General features: G+C 72.2%; 17 protein-coding genes. 9 read left to right on the top strand and 8 right to left on the bottom strand.

Features of this window, described 5'->3' with window-relative positions; all coding sequences use genetic code 11:
- Positions 1 to 151 precede the first annotated feature (151 nt).
- The 3 genes from HD597_RS09410 (at position 152) to HD597_RS09400 (ending at position 3,301) form a co-directional block, all read left to right on the top strand.
- Positions 152 to 1,486, top strand: a complete 1,335-nt coding sequence (locus HD597_RS09410) for an extracellular solute-binding protein (protein WP_253741545.1) — start codon at positions 152 to 154, stop codon at positions 1,484 to 1,486.
- Positions 1,487 to 1,550: 64 nt separating this feature from the next.
- Positions 1,551 to 2,471 (top strand): carbohydrate ABC transporter permease, encoded by a 921-nt coding sequence (locus HD597_RS09405; protein WP_253741543.1) that lies wholly within the window; start codon positions 1,551 to 1,553, stop codon positions 2,469 to 2,471.
- A complete protein-coding gene (locus HD597_RS09400) occupies positions 2,468 to 3,301 on the top strand; it encodes a carbohydrate ABC transporter permease (protein ID WP_253741542.1) in 834 nt (277 codons plus the stop codon). Before HD597_RS09405 ends, HD597_RS09400 begins: the two co-directional genes overlap by 4 nt.
- Positions 3,302 to 3,417: 116 nt before the next feature.
- Here HD597_RS09400 and HD597_RS09395 read toward each other — a convergent pair whose 3' ends face one another.
- Complete coding sequence (locus HD597_RS09395; RefSeq protein WP_253741540.1) at positions 3,418 to 4,104, bottom strand: DUF6348 family protein; 687 nt, start codon at positions 4,102 to 4,104, stop codon at positions 3,418 to 3,420.
- Between the two features lie 214 nt (positions 4,105 to 4,318).
- Between HD597_RS09395 and HD597_RS09390 the strand changes: the two genes are divergently transcribed.
- The 3 genes from HD597_RS09390 (at position 4,319) to HD597_RS09380 (ending at position 7,720) form a co-directional block, all read left to right on the top strand.
- Positions 4,319 to 5,497, top strand: a complete 1,179-nt coding sequence (locus HD597_RS09390; RefSeq protein WP_253741537.1) for a glycosyltransferase family 4 protein — start codon at positions 4,319 to 4,321, stop codon at positions 5,495 to 5,497.
- Between the two features lie 128 nt (positions 5,498 to 5,625).
- Entirely contained in the window at positions 5,626 to 6,507 is an 882-nt protein-coding gene (locus HD597_RS09385) for a D-alanyl-D-alanine carboxypeptidase family protein (protein ID WP_253741534.1), read from the top strand.
- 154 nt (positions 6,508 to 6,661) lie between these two features.
- On the top strand, positions 6,662 to 7,720 hold the full coding sequence (locus tag HD597_RS09380; RefSeq protein WP_253741531.1) for a WD40/YVTN/BNR-like repeat-containing protein: 1,059 nt from the start codon (positions 6,662 to 6,664) through the stop codon (positions 7,718 to 7,720).
- A 161-nt stretch (positions 7,721 to 7,881) separates the two neighbouring features.
- Here the strand turns inward: HD597_RS09380 and HD597_RS09375 are convergent, their stop codons facing one another.
- Positions 7,882 to 8,511, bottom strand: coding sequence for an alpha-ketoglutarate-dependent dioxygenase AlkB (locus HD597_RS09375; protein ID WP_253741530.1), 630 nt, complete (start codon positions 8,509 to 8,511; stop codon positions 7,882 to 7,884).
- A 170-nt stretch (positions 8,512 to 8,681) separates the two neighbouring features.
- Here HD597_RS09375 and HD597_RS09370 point away from each other — a divergent pair, with 170 nt between their 5' ends.
- Both HD597_RS09370 and HD597_RS09365 read left to right on the top strand, forming a co-directional pair.
- Positions 8,682 to 9,449 carry a VOC family protein gene (locus HD597_RS09370; protein ID WP_253741527.1) on the top strand — a complete coding sequence of 256 codons (768 nt, stop codon included), beginning with the start codon at positions 8,682 to 8,684 and terminating at the stop codon, positions 9,447 to 9,449.
- Positions 9,450 to 9,894: 445 nt separating this feature from the next.
- The gene (locus tag HD597_RS09365; RefSeq protein WP_253741526.1) at positions 9,895 to 11,154 is read left to right on the top strand and encodes an MFS transporter; all 1,260 of its coding nucleotides are present in this window, start codon (positions 9,895 to 9,897) and stop codon (positions 11,152 to 11,154) included.
- A gap of 110 nt (positions 11,155 to 11,264) precedes the next feature.
- Here the strand turns inward: HD597_RS09365 and HD597_RS09360 are convergent, their stop codons facing one another.
- From HD597_RS09360 to HD597_RS09335, 6 genes are all read right to left on the bottom strand, one after another.
- Entirely contained in the window at positions 11,265 to 11,810 is a 546-nt protein-coding gene (locus HD597_RS09360) for a CGNR zinc finger domain-containing protein (protein ID WP_253741524.1), read from the bottom strand.
- A 97-nt stretch (positions 11,811 to 11,907) separates the two neighbouring features.
- A complete protein-coding gene (locus tag HD597_RS09355) occupies positions 11,908 to 12,366 on the bottom strand; it encodes an SRPBCC family protein (protein ID WP_308210580.1) in 459 nt (152 codons plus the stop codon).
- Entirely contained in the window at positions 12,359 to 12,697 is a 339-nt protein-coding gene (locus HD597_RS09350; protein WP_253741521.1) for an ArsR/SmtB family transcription factor, read from the bottom strand. Before HD597_RS09350 ends, HD597_RS09355 begins: the two co-directional genes overlap by 8 nt.
- Before the next feature lie 39 nt (positions 12,698 to 12,736).
- Complete coding sequence (locus tag HD597_RS09345) at positions 12,737 to 13,477, bottom strand: SDR family NAD(P)-dependent oxidoreductase (RefSeq protein WP_253741518.1); 741 nt, start codon at positions 13,475 to 13,477, stop codon at positions 12,737 to 12,739.
- A 69-nt stretch (positions 13,478 to 13,546) separates the two neighbouring features.
- Positions 13,547 to 13,906: a DUF2203 domain-containing protein gene (locus HD597_RS09340; protein ID WP_253741516.1), complete on the bottom strand. Its 360-nt coding sequence runs from the start codon at positions 13,904 to 13,906 to the stop codon at positions 13,547 to 13,549.
- Between the two features lie 9 nt (positions 13,907 to 13,915).
- The gene (locus HD597_RS09335) at positions 13,916 to 14,602 is read right to left on the bottom strand and encodes a GntR family transcriptional regulator (protein WP_253741514.1); all 687 of its coding nucleotides are present in this window, start codon (positions 14,600 to 14,602) and stop codon (positions 13,916 to 13,918) included.
- A gap of 88 nt (positions 14,603 to 14,690) precedes the next feature.
- On the opposite strand from HD597_RS09335, the gene HD597_RS09330 reads away from it, so the two are divergent.
- The gene (locus HD597_RS09330) at positions 14,691 to 16,010 is read left to right on the top strand and encodes an MFS transporter (RefSeq protein ID WP_253741512.1); all 1,320 of its coding nucleotides are present in this window, start codon (positions 14,691 to 14,693) and stop codon (positions 16,008 to 16,010) included.
- The last annotated feature ends 13 nt before the right edge of the window (positions 16,011 to 16,023 follow it).

The raw sequence follows: 16,023 nt of genomic DNA, 5'->3' as shown, positions 1-16,023 counted from the left end.
CGGGGTCCGCGCGGCGGCCTCCGCGACCCGGACGGCTCGCCCTACCGCCTTCGCGCCTGCGGCGGAAGGCCCGTCCACGGCTGCCCTGAACCTCCTGGATGTTAGCGAGAACATGGCCAAGCGATAGCTCGGTGAAGGAAGAGGCCCCCCAGTGCACGGTCCCCCCGACATCACCCGCCGGCACCTTCTCGGCGGCAGCCTCGCACTGCTCGGCGCCGCCGCCACGGGATGCGCGATCCCCGTGGGGCTCGGCTCGTCCCAGACCCGCGTGCAGTACTGGCACTTCCTCGGCGCCAGCGACGGCATCATCATGAACCAGATGGTCCAGGCGTTCGCCAAGGACACGCCCGACGTCTTCGTCGAGGAGAACGTGCTCGCCTGGGGCGAGCCGTACTACACCAAGATCGCGATGGCCGGCTCGGGCGGGCGCTCGCCCGACCTGGCCACCTTCCACCTGGCCCGGCTGGCGGGCATCGGCGCGGGCGCCATCCTCGACCCGATCGACGTCAAGCTGCTGGAGGAGGCCGGCCTGCGGGCCGCCGACTTCAGCCCGCCCATCTGGGAGCGCGCCCATCTCGACGGCGTGCTGTACGCGATCCCGTTCGACGCCCACCCGATGGTGCAGTACTACAACACCGACATCTGCGGGAAGGCCGGGCTGCTCGGCCCCGACGGCAAGCTGCTGCCCACCAAGGGCGTGGACGAGCTCGTCGCCCAGCTCACCAAGGCCAAGGAGGTGATGGGCGGCAAGCCGCCGCTGGCCTTCGACGCGCTCGGCCTCGGCACCGTCGGCCCCTGGCGGGTGTGGTGGTCGCTCTACCCGCAGAGCGGCGGCACCCTGCTGTCGGACGACGGCACGAAGATCACCATCGACGACGCCAAGGCCCTGGAAGCCCTGCGGCTCATGCAGCGGCTCGGCCAGGAAGGGCTGTGCGACTGGCGTACCGACTACGGCGCCTCGGTCGCCAAGTTCACCAACGGCGAGGCCGCGTTCCTGTGGAACGGCGACTGGGAGACCACCGGGCTCAAGGAGCGCAAGACGCCGTTCAGCATGACGCGCTTCCCCGCCGTCTTCGGCACCGGCTCGGCGCAGGCCGACTGCCACGCGTTCGTGCTGCCCCACCAGCGCAACCGGGACCCCGAGGTGGAGCGGGCCACGTACCGGTTCATCGCCTACCTCGTCAGGAACAGCGCCGACTGGGCGGTGGCCGGGCACGTGCCCGCGTACCTGCCGGCCCTGGAGGAGCCCGACTACCTCGCGCTGCAGCCGCAGTCGGAGTACCGCTCCGTCATCACCGAGGTCGCGCTCGACCCGCAGGTGTGGTTCGCCGGGTCCGCCTCGCGGATGTGGATCGAGTTCGGCGAGGCGTTCTCCCCCGTCATCGGCGGCACGCGCACGCCGGAGGAGGGCCTGGCCGCCGCCAAGGCCGCGCTGACCCGGCTCATGGCCGCCCCGAACCCCTTCCCCGCCGAGGAGCGCCCATGACCGAGCTTGCCGGGGTCATCGACGAACACAGCACCTCGGTCATGAGACCGACGAAGGAGGCCTCATGACCACCACCGTCGCGGCTCCGCCGACCGCCGCCCCCGTCGCCACGCCCAAGGTCCGGCGCGGCTGGACGCAGCACGGGATGGTGTTCGTGGCGCCGTTCCTGCTGATCTACGTGGCCTTCCTCGTCTGGCCGACCCTGCTCGGCTTCCAGATGAGCCTGTCGAGCGTGAACATCGCCGGCCGCAACAACACCTTCGTCGGCTTCGACAACTACCTGGAGGCGTTCGGCGACCCGCGCATGTGGCGCTCGCTGTGGAACACGCTCGTCTTCACCGTGCTCAGCACGATCCCGCTGGTGTTCCTCGGGCTGGTGTTCGCGCTGCTGGTGCACAACCTGCGCTTCATGCAGTGGTTGTGGCGGCTGTCGTTCTTCGGGCCGTTCCTGCTGCCGTCGGCGGTCGTGTCGATCCTGTGGCTGCAGATGATCTACCCGCCCGACTACGGCCTGATCAACGGCACGCTCGGCACCGACGTGCTGTGGCTGGGCGATCCGTCCGTGGCGATGTGGTCGATGGTGCTGACCACCGTCTGGTGGACGGTCGGCTTCAACTTCCTGCTCTACCTGGCCGCGCTGCAGTCGATCCCGCAGCACCTGTACGAGGCCGCCGCCATCGACGGCGCCTCCGCCTGGGACAAGCTCCGCTCCATCACCCTGCCGCTGCTCGGCCGCACCACCGCGCTCATCGTGGTGCTGCAGCTGGTGGCCTCGCTGAAGGTGTTCGACCAGATCTACCTGATGACCGGCGGCGGGCCCCAGGACTCCACCAGGCCGATCATCGAGTACGCCTACGACGTCGGCTTCACCGGTTACCGCACCGGCTACGCCTCGGCCGTGTCGTACATCCTGTTCGCCCTGATCGTCATCGTCTCCCTGGCGCAGCTCCGGCTGTTCCGCAAGCGCGAGGAGGTCGCGTCGTGACCAAGCGGTTCAGCTGGAGCCAGCTCATCCTGCTCGTCGTCGCCCTGGTGCTGGCGGCCATCTGGCTCGCCCCCGTCCTGTGGGCCGTGGCCACCTCGCTCAAGCCCGAGGCGGAGACCACCAAGCTGCCGCTGCAGTGGTTCGGCAGCGAGATCACCTTCGACTCGTACGCGCTGGTCCTGGGGACGGGCGGCATCGTGAAGTGGGCGATCAACTCCACCGTCACCGCCGTGATCGTCACGTTCCTGACCGTGCTGTTCTCGGCGATGGCGGCCTACGGGTTCGCCCGCACCCAGTTCAGGGGCCAGCGGGTGCTGCTGGCCCTGATCCTGGCCGGGATCATGGTGCCGCCGCAGGTGCTGATCGCGCCGCTGTTCGCGGAGATGGTGACGCTCGGGCTGGTGGACACCTGGTGGGCCATCATCCTGCCGCAGGTGGCGGCGCCGCTGATCGTGTACATCCTGGTCAAGTTCTTCCAGGACGTGCCGCCGGAGCTGGAGCAGGCCGCCTTCGTGGACGGGGCCGGGCGGTGGCGGGTCTTCTTCACCATCGTGCTGCCCCTGTCGCGGCCGGTGCTCGCCGCCGTGTCGATCTTCACGTTCATCAACACCTGGAACAACTTCCTGTGGCCGTTCCTGGTGTCGACCGACCCGAACACCATGACGCTGCCGGTGGGGCTGGCGAACGTGGTGCAGGGGACGTTCGGGCTGCGGTACGCGCAGATCATGGCGTCGGTGGTGCTGGCGGGGCTGCCGTTGCTGGTCGTGTTCGTGATGTTCCAGCGGCAGATCGTCAAGGGGGTCGCGCACACCGGGCTTGCCGGTCAGTGAGGTTCGGAGATTTCCGCGGCGCGGTCGTGGTCAGGGTGCGGGCGGCCGTGGCGGCGGCGCGGCAGGCTCGGGCGGCGCAGGAGGATCGGCGGGCGGCGCGGGCGGGCGGGAGCCGGTCACTCCTGGTGGACGAGCAGCACGAAGGTGCGGGCGTACGAGACCCCGCCGGCCGGTCGTGGCCAGTCGAGCTCCGCCAGTGCCCGCGAGCCCGCCTCGTGCCGGGCGCCGTTGACGCGGAGCTCGGCGGTCTCCGTGCCGTCGCCGCCGCCGAAGAACGCCTTGACCCCCACCAGGTGCTTCCGTTCGAGCGGGCTCTTGAGCGCCGGGGCCAGGTGCGGCAGCAGGACGTGCTGGACGGCCCACCGCTGGACGGCGTCGTGCTCGTCGCCGGTGCCCCAGCCGACGATGCCGCCGTGGATGGCGTGCCAGCCGGGCAGGCCGTCGGGGTCGTCCGGGGCGAAGTGGGCGGCGTGGGAGCCGTCCTGGACCAGGAGCTCCAGCAGGGCGCCGCCGGTCGTGCCGAGCCACATCCGGATCGCGCGGTCCACGGACTCCTCGACGGTGGCGCCGTAGCCGGTCACGCAGTCGGAGACGGTGGTGTCCTGCGGGCGGCCGACGTTCAGGACGAAGTCGAGGTCGAGGTGGGCGGGGCTGCCGGTGTGGTCGGCGCCGAGCCGCACCGCGAGCGTGCCCGGGCCCTTGGCCAGGCCGTCGCGAACCTCCCAGGGCTGCCCCATGGCCGCGCTCAGGTGCTCGGCGACCATGCCCAGAACCGCCTCGTCCGCCGGCCGTACGCCGTCCATGCCCAACCCCTCGCCTCGCGCTCGCCTCGTCACCAGCCAGGCTAGTTGATCATCGGCCGGACAGGGCCCGGGAGCGCACCGGCCGGCTCCGGCGTCTGCCAGGGAACTGCCAGGAACGCCGAGTAGTCTGCCTCCGCATGAACCGGCCCCCAGTTCCTGTTCCCGCCGGCCAGGGCGCGCCCGGCCGTGGACGCCGCCCGCGGGAGCGCCGCGCGTGAAGATCCGGTATCTCATGCTGCACGCCTTCGGCATGGGCGGCACCATCCGCACGGTGGTCAACCAGGCGAACGCGATGGCCGCCGCCGGCCACGACGTCGAGCTGGTCAGCGTGGTACGGCGGCGTGACGACCCCCGGTTCGGCCTGGACCCCCGGATCACCGTCAGCACCCTGGTCGACCAGCGCGGCGGCCGGCAGCCGGACTCGACGGCGCGCAAGGCGTGGCGCAGGATGCGCGGGAAGATCGTGCCGCGCGGCGAGTTCGCGGCCGACTACTTCACCGAGCGCGTGGAGTGGGCCGCCATGGAGTACGTCTCCCGGCTGCGTGACGGCATCCTGGTCACCACCCGGCCGGCGCTGAACCTGATCTCCGCCCGGCGTACCCCGAAGACCGTCATCCGCGTCGCCCAGGAGCACATGAACCTGTCGGCCTACCCCGACACCATCCGCCGGGAGATCGCCCGCCACTACGACCGCTTCGACGCGATCACCGTGCTCACCCGCACCAACCGTCTGGAGTACCAGCGGCTGCTGCCCCGCACCCCGATCGTGCAGATCCCGAACGCGGTGCACAAGGTCGAGCAGGAACGTTCCCGGCAGGTGAACCCCGTCGTGATCGCGGCGGGGCGGCTGGTGCCGCAGAAGGGGTTCGACCTGCTGATCAAGGCGTTCGCGCAGGTGGTGCCTGAGCATCCGGAGTGGCGGCTGCGGATCTTCGGCACCGGGCCGCGCAGGGGGCAGCTCGCCGGACTGGTCGAGCAGTTCGGGCTGGGCGCGCACGTGGCGCTGCCCGGACGTACCGACCGGCTGGAGCGGGAGCTGACCGACGCCTCCGTGTACGCGCTGAGCTCCCGGTTCGAGGGCCTGCCCATGGTGATGATCGAGGCGATGACGCACGCGCTGCCCGTGGTCGCCTTCGACTGCCCGACCGGGCCGAAGGACGTGCTGACCGACGGGGCCGACGGGCTGCTGGTGCCGCCCCGGGACGTGGACGCGCTGGCCGCCGCGCTCAACCGGGTCATCGCCGACCGGGACCTGCGGCTGCGGATGGGGCGGGCGGCGCTCAGGACGTCGCGGGCGTACGGGCCCGAGCAGGTGATGCCGTTGTGGGAGGACCTGTTCTCGGAGCTGGTGGCGGGCGAGCGCGTCACCGACAACTTCTGGCACGGCCACTGACGGGCTCTGACCGGAAAGATTTACCCTTTTCAGCCTTCCTTGCCACATCGGTGCTTTGAGCAAGCGTAGTCACGTTATTTCACTCTTTTCGTCAAGAGCACCCCAAGAGGGGCGGCATTCTGTGCCGTATGCGTAATCGGAAGGCATTTCTGGCCGCCACGGCAGGCGCTCTTGCCCTGGTCACAGGGCTGACCGCGCCCGCGCACGCCGGCGTGACCGACGCTCCGGCCGCCGTTTCCACGGCGATCGACGCGCCCGCCGTTTACGGCCGGGCCGCCTATTTGATGGACGCCTCGTCCGGCGAGGTCCTGTTCGACAAGGACGGCGGCGAGCGGCTGCCGGTCGCCAGCCTGACCAAGACCATGACCGCGTACCTGGTCCTGCAGGCCGCCAAGCCCACCGACGTGGTGCGGATCACGCCGGCGGACGTCGCGTACGCCGAGGACGGCGGCGGCACCACCGCCGGCCTGCGCCCCGGCGACCGCCTCACGGTCGGCGAGCTGCTGTACGGCCTGATGCTGCCCTCCGGCGCCGACGCCGCCCACGCGCTGGCCCGCACGTACGGGCCCGGCGTCAAGGGCTTCGTGGCCAAGATGAACGCGACGGCGCGCTCGCTCGGCATGAACGACACCCACTACGTCAACGCCGACGGGCTGCCCACCCCGGGCGGTGACGGGTACTCCACCGCCAGGGACCAGGCCGTGCTGGCGGCCAAGGCGCTGCAGGTGCCGCTCATCAAGGAGGTGGCCGGGACGCGCCGGCACGACCTCGACGCGAGCGACGAGCACCGCTCCTACGGCTGGCGCAACACCAACCGCCTGCTCGGCACGCCGGGCGCGATCGGGCTGAAGACCGGCTTCACGCGGGCCGCCGGGTACTGCCTGGCGTTCGCGGGTGAGTCGGATGGGCGGGTGCTGGTGGGCGTTCTGCTGGACGAGTCGGTTTCCAGCCGTCGTTTCAGCACTGCCGAGGCGTTGCTCTCGTGGGGCTCCGCCCGCCAGTCGGCCTGACCGCCCAGGTTCTTGAGAGACCGCCGGTCTTGGGGCCGCCGGCCCTTGAGGCCGCCGCTCGGCCCGCTGCCTGAGGTTGCGGCGGGACCGGTGGTGGCCGGCGCGGGATCGGCGGCCATGGACCGCGTTGATCTCTTGGGCTAGTTTGCCCGACATGAAGCTTCGAATCGCGTTAGGCGCGTTGTCAGCGGCACTCGTGCTCGCCGCCCCGCTCCCCGCCCAGGCCGCCGGCCCGCCCGAGCTCGGGTGGGAGCTCAAGGAGACGGGGGCGACCGCCCGCCTGCGCGGCCTGTCGCCCGTCAGCCGGAACGTGGTGTGGGCCTCGGGCTCGGGCGGCACCGTGCTGCGGACCGTCGACGGAGGACGTACGTGGCAGAACGTCTCCCCGCCCGACACGGCCGCGCTCCAGTTCCGCGACATCGAGGCGTTCGACGCCCACCGGGCCGTGGCGTTGTCCATCGGGGCGGGCACGGACTCGCGCGTCTACCGTACGGAGGACGGCGGCCGCACCTGGGCGGAGACGTTCAGGAACGACGAGCCGCAGGCGTTCTACGACTGCATGGCCTTCTTCGACCGGCGCAACGGGCTGGCCATGAGCGACCCGGTGAACGGCCGGTTCCGGATCCTGGCCACGCAGGACGGCGGGCGGAGCTGGCAGGTGCTGCCGCCCGGCGGGATGCCCGAGGCGCTGCCGGGCGAGGCGGGGTTCGCGGCGAGCGGGCAGTGCCTGGTCGCGTCGGGCGGCCGGGATGTCTGGCTGGCCAGCGGCGGGGCCGAGCGGGCCCGGGTGTTCCACTCCGGTGACCGCGGCCGCACCTGGACGGTCGCCGACGCCCCGATCCCCGCCGGCGACCCGGCCCGCGGCGTCTTCGGCCTCGCCTTCCGCGACCGTCACCGTGGCATCGCGGTCGGCGGCGACTACCGTCCCGAGCAGCAATCCCCCAACGCGAGCGCCACCAGCCGCGACGGCGGCGCCTCCTGGCGTCCCTCCTCGGCTCCCCCGCCGGCGTACCGGTCGGGTGTCACCTGGCTTCCCCACCTGCCCTTCGCGGCTGTCGCGGTGGGACCGTCGGGCAGCGATGTGTCGTACTCGGGCGGCCGGACGTGGCAGACCTTCGACAGCGGGTCCTTCGACACGGTCGCCTGCACCCGGGACCTGTCGTGCTGGGCTTCCGGCGAGCAGGGCCGCGTCGCCAGACTCACTCTCAGGTAGCCGACCAGCACCGGTGGCCCACTCCCCGCGCCTTCTGCCGCACCCCTGCCCCGGCACGGCCCGTCCGGCGGCGCGGCGACGGGAGCGGCGGGGGTGTGGGCGCGCTTGCCATGCGTGGCGGGCACGAGCCCACGCGGAGGAGCGCAGCGGCGGGGGGTGGGTCAGCGGACGCCGATGGGGCGGAACTGGACGCTGATGCGCGGGCCCGACGGTCGGGTGGTCTTCGGGATCGCGTGCTCCCAGGTGCGCTGACAGCTTCCGCCCATCACGATCAGATCCCCGTGCCCCAGATCGCGGCGGATCGACGGGCCGCCGCCCCGGGGACGGAGCAGGAGGGAGCGCGGGCTGCCGACCGAGATGATGGCGACCATGGTGTCCTCCGTGCTGCCGCGGCCGATCGTGTCGCCGTGCCAGGCCACGCTGTCTCGCCCGTCGCGGTAGAAGCAGAGGCCCGCCGTACGGAACGGCTCGCCCAGCTCTTGGCCGTAGTGGCCGTCGAGGGCGCGGCGGGCGTCGTCGAGGAGCGGGTCGGGCAGGGGCTCGTCCTCGTCGTAGAACTTCAGCAGCCGGGGCACGTCCACGACCCTGTCGTACATGCGCCGCCGCTCGGCCCGCCACGGCACGTGCTCCGCGAGGCGCTCGAAGAGCGTGTCGGCGCCCGTCAGCCAGCCGGGGCGCAGGTCGATCCAGGCGCCGTGGCCGAGGTGCGTGCGGTGGACGGTGTCGCCGAGAGGCCCGATGCCGAGCTCCTCGTCGAGAGCGAGCAGAGATGCTTGGAACGCGGCTGTCATGGTGCCGAGTGTATGCCATACTTCAAACACCCATTCGATTTCAGCGAAGAGCCGTATTCGATCGAGAGCTCGTGCGACGCTGGTGGGCACCGGAAATGAGTGGCGTCGCCCCTCGGCCCGCACCAGAGGTGCAGAGGCCACCCATCGCTTCGTCACGCGAAGGAGCAGGCATGCTCACCACCCACTACCTCCCCGGCTCCCCCTGCTGGATCGACGTCAGCAGCCCCGATCTGGAGGCGTCGGTCTCGTTCTACACCGGGCTGTTCGGCTGGGACTGCATCTCGCTGGGGCCCGAGCACAGGCAGTACCACTTCTGCCAGGTCGGCGGCCGGACGGTCGCCGGCATCAGCCCGGAGGCCCAGGCGAGAGGAGGCTCGGCGTGGCTGATCTACTTCCAATCACCCGACGCCGACACCATCGCCAAGACGATCGAGCAGGCGGGCGGCACGGTGCTGGTCGCGCCGTTCGACATCGAGGGGCAGGGGCGGATGGCGGCGTTCGCCGATCCGGCCGGGGCGTCGTTCGCCGTCTGGCAGCCCGGCGCGACCAAGGGGCTCGGGCTGGTGACGGACGCCGGCTCGCTGGGCTGGGTCGAGCTGTACACGCCCGATCCCGCCGGCATCCGCGCCTTCTACCAGTCGGTGTTCGGCTGGCGGATCGAGGACCTGCCGATGGGCGGCGCGTCGTACCCCGTCATCTCGCCCGCGGAGGGCGACGAGTCGGCGGCGGCGGCCGGCATCGCTGAGCTCCAGGCCGGTGATCGGCCGCACTGGCTGCCGTACTTCGAGGTGCCCGACTGCGATGCCACGGTGGCGTTGGGGCAGCGGCTCGGCGCGACGGTGCAGGCTCCGGCGACGACCACCGAGGGGGTGGGGCGGATGGCGTTCCTGACCGACCCCTTCGGCGCGCGGTTCGCGGTGATCACCAGCTCCGCCTGAGCGGCCATGGCCGGGGCTTGGGGGAGGGCATGCCCCGACGCGGCTGAGCGGTCATGACCCGGCCCGGCTCGGCGGTCATGACCGGGCTTGGCTGAGCGGTCATGACCTGGCCTGGCTGAGGAGTCGCGGTCCCGGCGTGACCGAGCGGTGGCGGCCGAGGCAGTTGAAGGGTGACGGGTCGGTCCGGTCGGAGGCCGGGAGGCGCTTCGCCTGGGCCTGGGGTGGGGCTTCGCCTGGGCCTGGGGTGGGGCTTCGCCTGGGCCTGGGGTGGGCTTCGCCTCAGGGCCGGAAGCCGTCGGTCGGCCTGCACGCACGCAGTTCGTGCAGGCCGACCCTCCCCGGCGCGAGCGTATCCCCAGCTCAGGGGCCTGGGTCCGGATACTCATTCCCTCCGGGACGCCGACCTAACGTACGCGGTCGCGCGCACTCGTGTAACGTCTCATGCGTGTTGGCGCGTTACATGGCGGGTGCCGTGGCGGCCCGCACCGGTGATGAGATGTCCGGGCCGGCCCTGCTCGTCACGGGGCTGGCCGTCACCGGCTCGCCTCTGCTCGCCTCGTCGGTGCTGGCGGGGCTGACCGTCTCGGCCGCCGTCGGCGGGCCGCTGCTGGGGGTGCTGCTCGATCGGGCCCGGCGGCCGGGCAGGGTGCTGGGGTGGTGCCTCGCCGGGTATGCGGGCGGGCTGCTGACGGTGGTCGGCGGGATGGCGGCGCAGGTGCCCGGGGCCGTACTGGTGGGCGTCGCGGTGGTGACCGGGCTGCTGGGGCCCGCGCTCACGGGTGGGTGGACGGCGCAGCTTCCCCTCGTGGCAGGGCCGGCCAGGCTGGAGAGGGCGACGGCGTTCGACTCGATGAGCTACAACGTGGCGGGGCTGGCGGGGCCCGCGCTCGTCGGGGTGATCGCGTCGGCGGGCGGTGGGGTCATGGCGGCACTGGTGAGCGTCGCGATGCTGGTCGCCGCGCTGCCCGCCGCCCACGGGCTGCCCTCGGCCGGCTCGCGTTCGGCGGCCGGCGAGGGCGGGGCGCCCAAGGCGGGCGGTGATGGCAGGGCGGCCGGGTGGCGAGTGGTCCGGGAGGAGGTGCGGGCCGGGTTCCGGGTGATCGCGGCGAACGGGGTGCTGCGGCGCGCGACGGTGGCGTCCATGGTGTCGTGTTGCGGGCTGGCCATGGTGGTCGTGTCGGCCCCGGTGCTCGGCGCCCGGCTGAGCGGGGAGAGCGGGCACGGCGCGTTGCTGCTGGCCGTCATCGCCGCCGGCGGGCTGGTCGCCAACGCGATGCTGAGCGGCACCTCGCGATGGGCCGGGTCGCAGGCGGCGGGGTCGCAGGCGGCGGGGTTGCAGGCGGCGGGGACGGCGGTGCTGGGGGCCGGGGTGGTGGTGATGGCCTGCTCCCAGGCGTACTGGATGGCTGTGGTGGGGGCGGCCGTGGCGGGGGCGGGTGAAGGGCCGCAGCTCACCGCGCTCTTCGCGGTACGCCATCGGGAAGCGCCGGCCCGGCTGCGGGGCCAGGTGTTCACCACGGGCGCCAGCCTGAAGATCACCTCGTTCGCGATCGGGTCAGCGGTGGCCGGGCCGCTGGCCGCGTACTCGGTGAGCCTCGCCCTGCTGACCGGCGCGGCGCTGCAGGCGGTGGCGGTCGCGGTGCTGGTCGTCAGGCGACGGACCTCGGCGATCGACGCCGCGGACACGGCCGCCGGTGGTGGGTGAGAGGCGTAGCGGGTGCCGGTGGTCAGGTGCCGGGGGCGGGTGGGGTGCGGGAGCGGTGGGCGGCGGTCAGGAGCCGGGGGCGGGTGAGGGGCGGGAGCGGTGGGCGGCGGTCAGGAGCCGGGGGCGGGTGAGGGGCGGGAGCGGTGGGCGGCGACGCGTTCCCTGGTGGCGCAGCGGCTGCTGCAGTAGCGGCGCGGGCTGCCACCGCCCACGTCCAGGAACGGACGCCCGCAGCTCCCCGACGCGCACAACCCTCCGGGCACCCGCTGGTGATCGGCGAGCAGCACCGCCAGCGCCATCGCCGACGACGTCAGGAACCACTCCCCCCACGGGGCGTCGTCCCCGCTGTCGACGTGCAGGTGCCAGCTCGCCGTCCCCTCATGGCTGGTCAGCCGGGGAGCCCGGGCGGACTCCGCGAGGAGCCGGTTGAGCAGGGCCGCCGCCTCGCCGGCGGTGGCCGCGCCCAGCACGTCGCGCAGGCGCGAGGCGGCGGCGCGCATCGCGGTCACGTCGTGCTCGCTCAGGCCGAGCTCCCCGCTCTCGCCGTGCGCGCGCAGGACCCTCGTCACCGACGCGACCGACGGCCGCTCGTACAGCAGCTCCACGCACAGCTCCACGGCGCGCACGGCCGCCGCCTTCGTCGAGTGCACCTTCACCCTTGCAGCGTATGCCGGAGCCGCCGGGCCTCGACGAGGAGCGACTTCGCGGGCCGGCCACAGGTGCACGCAGGGCCGGCCACAGGAGCAGGGCCGGTCACAGGAGCAGGGCGGCGAGGCGGTCCATCGACTCCCTGCCGCCGCGGGGCCCGTCGGCGCGGATGATGGCGTCACGGGCCTCCACGGTCGGGTGCACGGACTGCGCGGTGTAGCGGGTCCGGCCGTCCACCTCCGTCAGGGTGACCGTCTCCAGCGCGACCTCCTCGGGCGCGCCTTCGAACTCCCACGTCCGTACGTACCGCTCGGGCGGGACGACGGCGTGGTAGACGCCGCTGAAGCCCCACTCCCTGCCCCGCGCGTCGGCGTTGACGAACCGCCACCGCCCGCCCGGCGCGACCTCCATGCGATCGACGCGGGTGGTCAGGAAGGCCGGCCCCCACCAGCGCGGGATCAGCTCCGGGTCCGTCACCACCCGGAACACCACGTCGGGCGGCGCGTCGAAGTGCCGGATCATGACGATGTCCTGACGCCCCGGCTCGATGACGAACTCAGTCATGCTCAGATCCTTCCTGGATGCGCCGGATCTCCCGTTCGAGCCGGTCGAACCGGCCGCTCCAGCGCTCGCGGTAGCGGTCGATCCATTCCGATGCCGTGTCCAGCGGCGCGGTCTCCAGCCGGCAGGGCCGCCACTGCGCGTCGCGGCCCCTGCTGATCAGGCCGGCCCGCTCCAGCACCTTGAGGTGCTTGGAGACCGCCTGCAGGCTCATGTCGAACGGCTCCGCCAGCTGGTTGACCGTCGCCTCACCCTCGGCGAGCCGCGCCAGGATGGCCCGCCGCGTCGGGTCGGCGAGGGCGGCGAAGGTGAGGCTGAGCTGGTCGTCGGGCATGCTGGGCGGGCTTCCTGTCAGACGGACGGTGCGATCACCCTAGTGGTCCACGATCGCGCCGCAGGAGATGTTCAGCGTCGCCGAGGTCATGCTGCCGGCCAGGTCGGAGGCGGCGAACGCGGCCACGTCGCCCACGTCGCCCAGCGTGGCGGCGCGCTTGAGCAGGGTGTCCCCGGCGATGGCGGCGGCGATCTCGCCCTTGGCGCCGAAGCTGACGGGCAGGCTCTCCGGGATGCCGCCGGTGACCAGGGTGAGGACGCGGATGCCGTGCGGGCCGTACTCGCAGGCCCACTGCCGCCGCATGCTCTCCATGGCGTCGAGCGCCACCTTGAGCCCGCCGAGCCCGGGCTGCGTCTGCGGCCCGCCGCCGCCGAACATGAGGATGACCCCGCTGCGGCGCGGGACCATGTGCCGGACGGCGGCCCTGGTGGTGAGGAACTGCGTGCGCGCGGCCACCTCGATCGGCCGCAGGAACTCCTCGGCCGAGATCTCGTCGAGCGGGCGTTGCACGTCCTGGATGCCGATGGCGTTGAAGCAGACGTCGATGCGGCCGGCGCGTTCGGCGACTGAGCCGGTGAAGGTGTCGACGGCGGCCTCGTCGAGTGCGTCCACCACGGCGGCCTCGGCTCCGGGGAGCTCCGCGGCGAGTTCGTCGAGCTTGTCGCGGGTGCGGCCGGCGAGGAAGACGCGGGCGCCTTCGCGGGCGAACGCCCTGGCGACCGCTCCGCCGATGGATCCGCCCGCGCCGTGGACGATGGCGACCTTGTTGTCTAGGAGCATCGTATTCAACCTCCTGGTTTATCAACCTACAAGTTGAATACAGGGCGTGACGAGATGAGTCAAGGGCGTTCACAGGGGACGGCGGCCGGCGAAGCCCAGCTCCGTACGGTGATACCAGCCCAGCTCGCGCTCCCCCTCGATCCAGCACAGCCGCACGGAGGCCCCGTCGAGCAGCGACGGGAAGTCGACGAGCACCGGCGCGATGCCCTTGACCTCGATGCCCTGCTCGCTCCACCCGCTGACGATCTCCTGGATCCTGGCCTGCAGGCCCTTCAGCTCGGGCAGCCCGCCCAGCTCGGACCGGCCGCCGGCGCGACGCTGGAAGTCGATCTCCGCCAGATCGGCCCGGGCCGCGATCAGCTCCGCGGCCTCCCCGATGACGGCGGGGAGCAGCGCGCGGGCCTCGTCGAGGGTGAAGATCCGCTCCATGGGGCCACGTTAGCGGTTCGGCTCGTAGGCGTGGATGAGCAGCCGCTCGGCATGCTCGAGGTAGTCGTCGAGATAGGCGGCGGCCTCCTCGGGCCGCCCCGACTCGATCAGCCCGACCAGCGTGAGGTTGCGCTCGACGAAGGGCTCGTGGAAGGCGCGCGGGTTCTCCATGACGTGGAAGACCAGGCGCAGCTCGGCCAGGAGCTGGCGCATGGCCTCGTCGATCCGCGGGCTGTCGTTGAGCGAGACGAGCGCCTGGTGGAAGCGGATGTTGGCGGTGCCGACGCCCTGCCAGTCGTCCTTGGCGGCGGCCCGCCGGGCGTCGGCCACCGCCTCCTTGATCACGGTCAGCGCCTCCGCGGACGGCTTGCGCCGCACGGCCGCGCCCTCCAGCACGCGCCGGACGCGGTAGAGGTCGAGCACGTCCTCGACGGACGGCAGCCGGACGAACACGCCCCGGTTGAGCCGGTGGTCGAGCAGCCGCTCGTGGCCGAGCAGCCGGAACGCCTCGCGCAGCGTGTTGCGCGAGACGCCGAGCGCCTCCGAGATGGACTCCTCCGACAGCCGCTGGCCGGGCTGGAAGAAGCCCTCGCTGATGCGGTCGCGCAGGATGTCGGCGACCCGCTCCGCCGTGCTGCTGCGCCCCAGCCGGGGTCGGTCCTGGGAGAGATCAGCGACCACGTTGTCCACATTCAACAGCGAATCATGGAGCAAACCTCTTGTCGAATTGTTCAACGATCCTTACGTTGATGGGTATCCCCCTCAAACTACAAGGAGCGATCGGATGTCAGGCTCCACGCAACAGACGCGGCGGGTGATCCTCGCCAGCCTGATCGGCACCTCGCTGGAGTGGTACGACTTCTTCCTGTACACCACCGCGGCGACCCTGGTCTTCCCCACGCTGTTCTTCCCCTCGCTCGACCCGTTCAACGCGACCCTGGCGTCGCTGACCACCAACGCCGTGGCGTTCGTGGCCAGACCGCTCGGCGGCGTGGTGTTCGGGCACTTCGGCGACCGGGTGGGCCGCAAGACCGTGTTGGTGGTGACGCTGCTGGTGATGGGCATCTCGACGTTCCTCATCGGGGTGCTGCCCGGCTACGCCGCCGTGGGCGTGATGGCCCCGGTCCTGCTCGCGTTGCTGCGGTTCGTGCAGGGTCTGGGGCTCGGCGGCGAGTGGGGCGGCGCGGTGATCATGTCGCTGGAGCACGGCGACGGCCGCCGGCGCGGCTTCAACGCGAGCTGGCCGCAGGTCGGCGTGCCCGCCGGGTACGTGCTGGCCACCGGCCTGCTGACCATCCTGTCCTTCACGCTGTCGGACGCGGCGTTCCTGTCGTGGGGCTGGCGGGTGCCGTTCCTGCTGTCCGGGGCGCTGGTGTTCGTGGGCCTGTGGGTGCGGCTGAGGATCACCGAGTCGCCGCTGTTCGCCGAGGTCGAGCAGCGCGGCGCCAAGGCGAGGATGCCGCTGGTGGAGGTGCTGCGCACGCACCCCCGCGCGCTGCTGTCGGCCTTCACCGCGCGTATCGGGGTGGACGTGGCCTTCTACACCTTCACCGCGTACATCATCGTCTACATCACCGGCGAGCTGGGCCTGCCGCGCTCGTACGCGCTGAACGCCGTGCTCATCGGCTCGGCGCTGCAACTCGCGCTGATCCCGCTGGCCGGCGCGCTGTCCGACCGGTACGGCCGCCGCCCCGTCTACTTCGCCGGCGTGGTCGCGGCGGCGGTGTGGGTGTTCGCGTTCTTCCCGCTGCTCGACACCAAGTCGTTCCCGCTCATCGCGCTGGCCGCCGTGGTGGCGCTGATCACCCACGCCGCCATGTACGGCCCGCAGGCCGCGTTCATCGCCGAGCTGTTCAGCACGCGGCTGCGCTACAGCGGCGCGTCCATGGGCTACCAGGTCGCCGGCATCGTCGGCGGCGCGCTGGCCCCGATCATCGCGCTGCAGCTCTTCCAGGCCTACCAGTCCACGGTCGCGGTCTCGATCTACGTGGTCATCGCCCTGGCCGTCACGGCCGTGGGCCTGGCCATCGCGCCCGAGACCCGCGACGTCGACCTGGCCGAGCCGCCCAAGGCCAGGACCCCTCAGGTGGGGCCGTACGCCTGATCTCGGATCGCCG

The organism is Nonomuraea thailandensis, assembly GCF_024172165.1.
In the GTDB taxonomy this organism is placed as follows: Bacteria; Actinomycetota; Actinomycetes; order Streptosporangiales; family Streptosporangiaceae; genus Nonomuraea; species Nonomuraea thailandensis.
This window is presented reverse-complemented; position numbering and strand designations above follow the sequence as displayed.

Coding starts and splice junctions, on each gene's coding strand:
- HD597_RS09355 (WP_308210580.1), bottom strand. CDS start 12,366: ATGACTGAGTTCGTCATCGAGCCGGGGCGTCAGGACATCGTCATGATC.
- HD597_RS09395 (WP_253741540.1), bottom strand. CDS start 4,104: ATGGACGGCGTACGGCCGGCGGACGAGGCGGTTCTGGGCATGGTCGCC.
- HD597_RS09330 (WP_253741512.1), top strand. CDS start 14,691: ATGTCAGGCTCCACGCAACAGACGCGGCGGGTGATCCTCGCCAGCCTG.
- HD597_RS09405 (WP_253741543.1), top strand. CDS start 1,551: ATGACCACCACCGTCGCGGCTCCGCCGACCGCCGCCCCCGTCGCCACG.
- HD597_RS09340 (WP_253741516.1), bottom strand. CDS start 13,906: ATGGAGCGGATCTTCACCCTCGACGAGGCCCGCGCGCTGCTCCCCGCC.
- HD597_RS09385 (WP_253741534.1), top strand. CDS start 5,626: ATGCGTAATCGGAAGGCATTTCTGGCCGCCACGGCAGGCGCTCTTGCC.
- HD597_RS09375 (WP_253741530.1), bottom strand. CDS start 8,511: ATGACAGCCGCGTTCCAAGCATCTCTGCTCGCTCTCGACGAGGAGCTC.
- HD597_RS09350 (WP_253741521.1), bottom strand. CDS start 12,697: ATGCCCGACGACCAGCTCAGCCTCACCTTCGCCGCCCTCGCCGACCCG.
- HD597_RS09370 (WP_253741527.1), top strand. CDS start 8,682: ATGCTCACCACCCACTACCTCCCCGGCTCCCCCTGCTGGATCGACGTC.
- HD597_RS09345 (WP_253741518.1), bottom strand. CDS start 13,477: ATGCTCCTAGACAACAAGGTCGCCATCGTCCACGGCGCGGGCGGATCC.
- HD597_RS09380 (WP_253741531.1), top strand. CDS start 6,662: ATGAAGCTTCGAATCGCGTTAGGCGCGTTGTCAGCGGCACTCGTGCTC.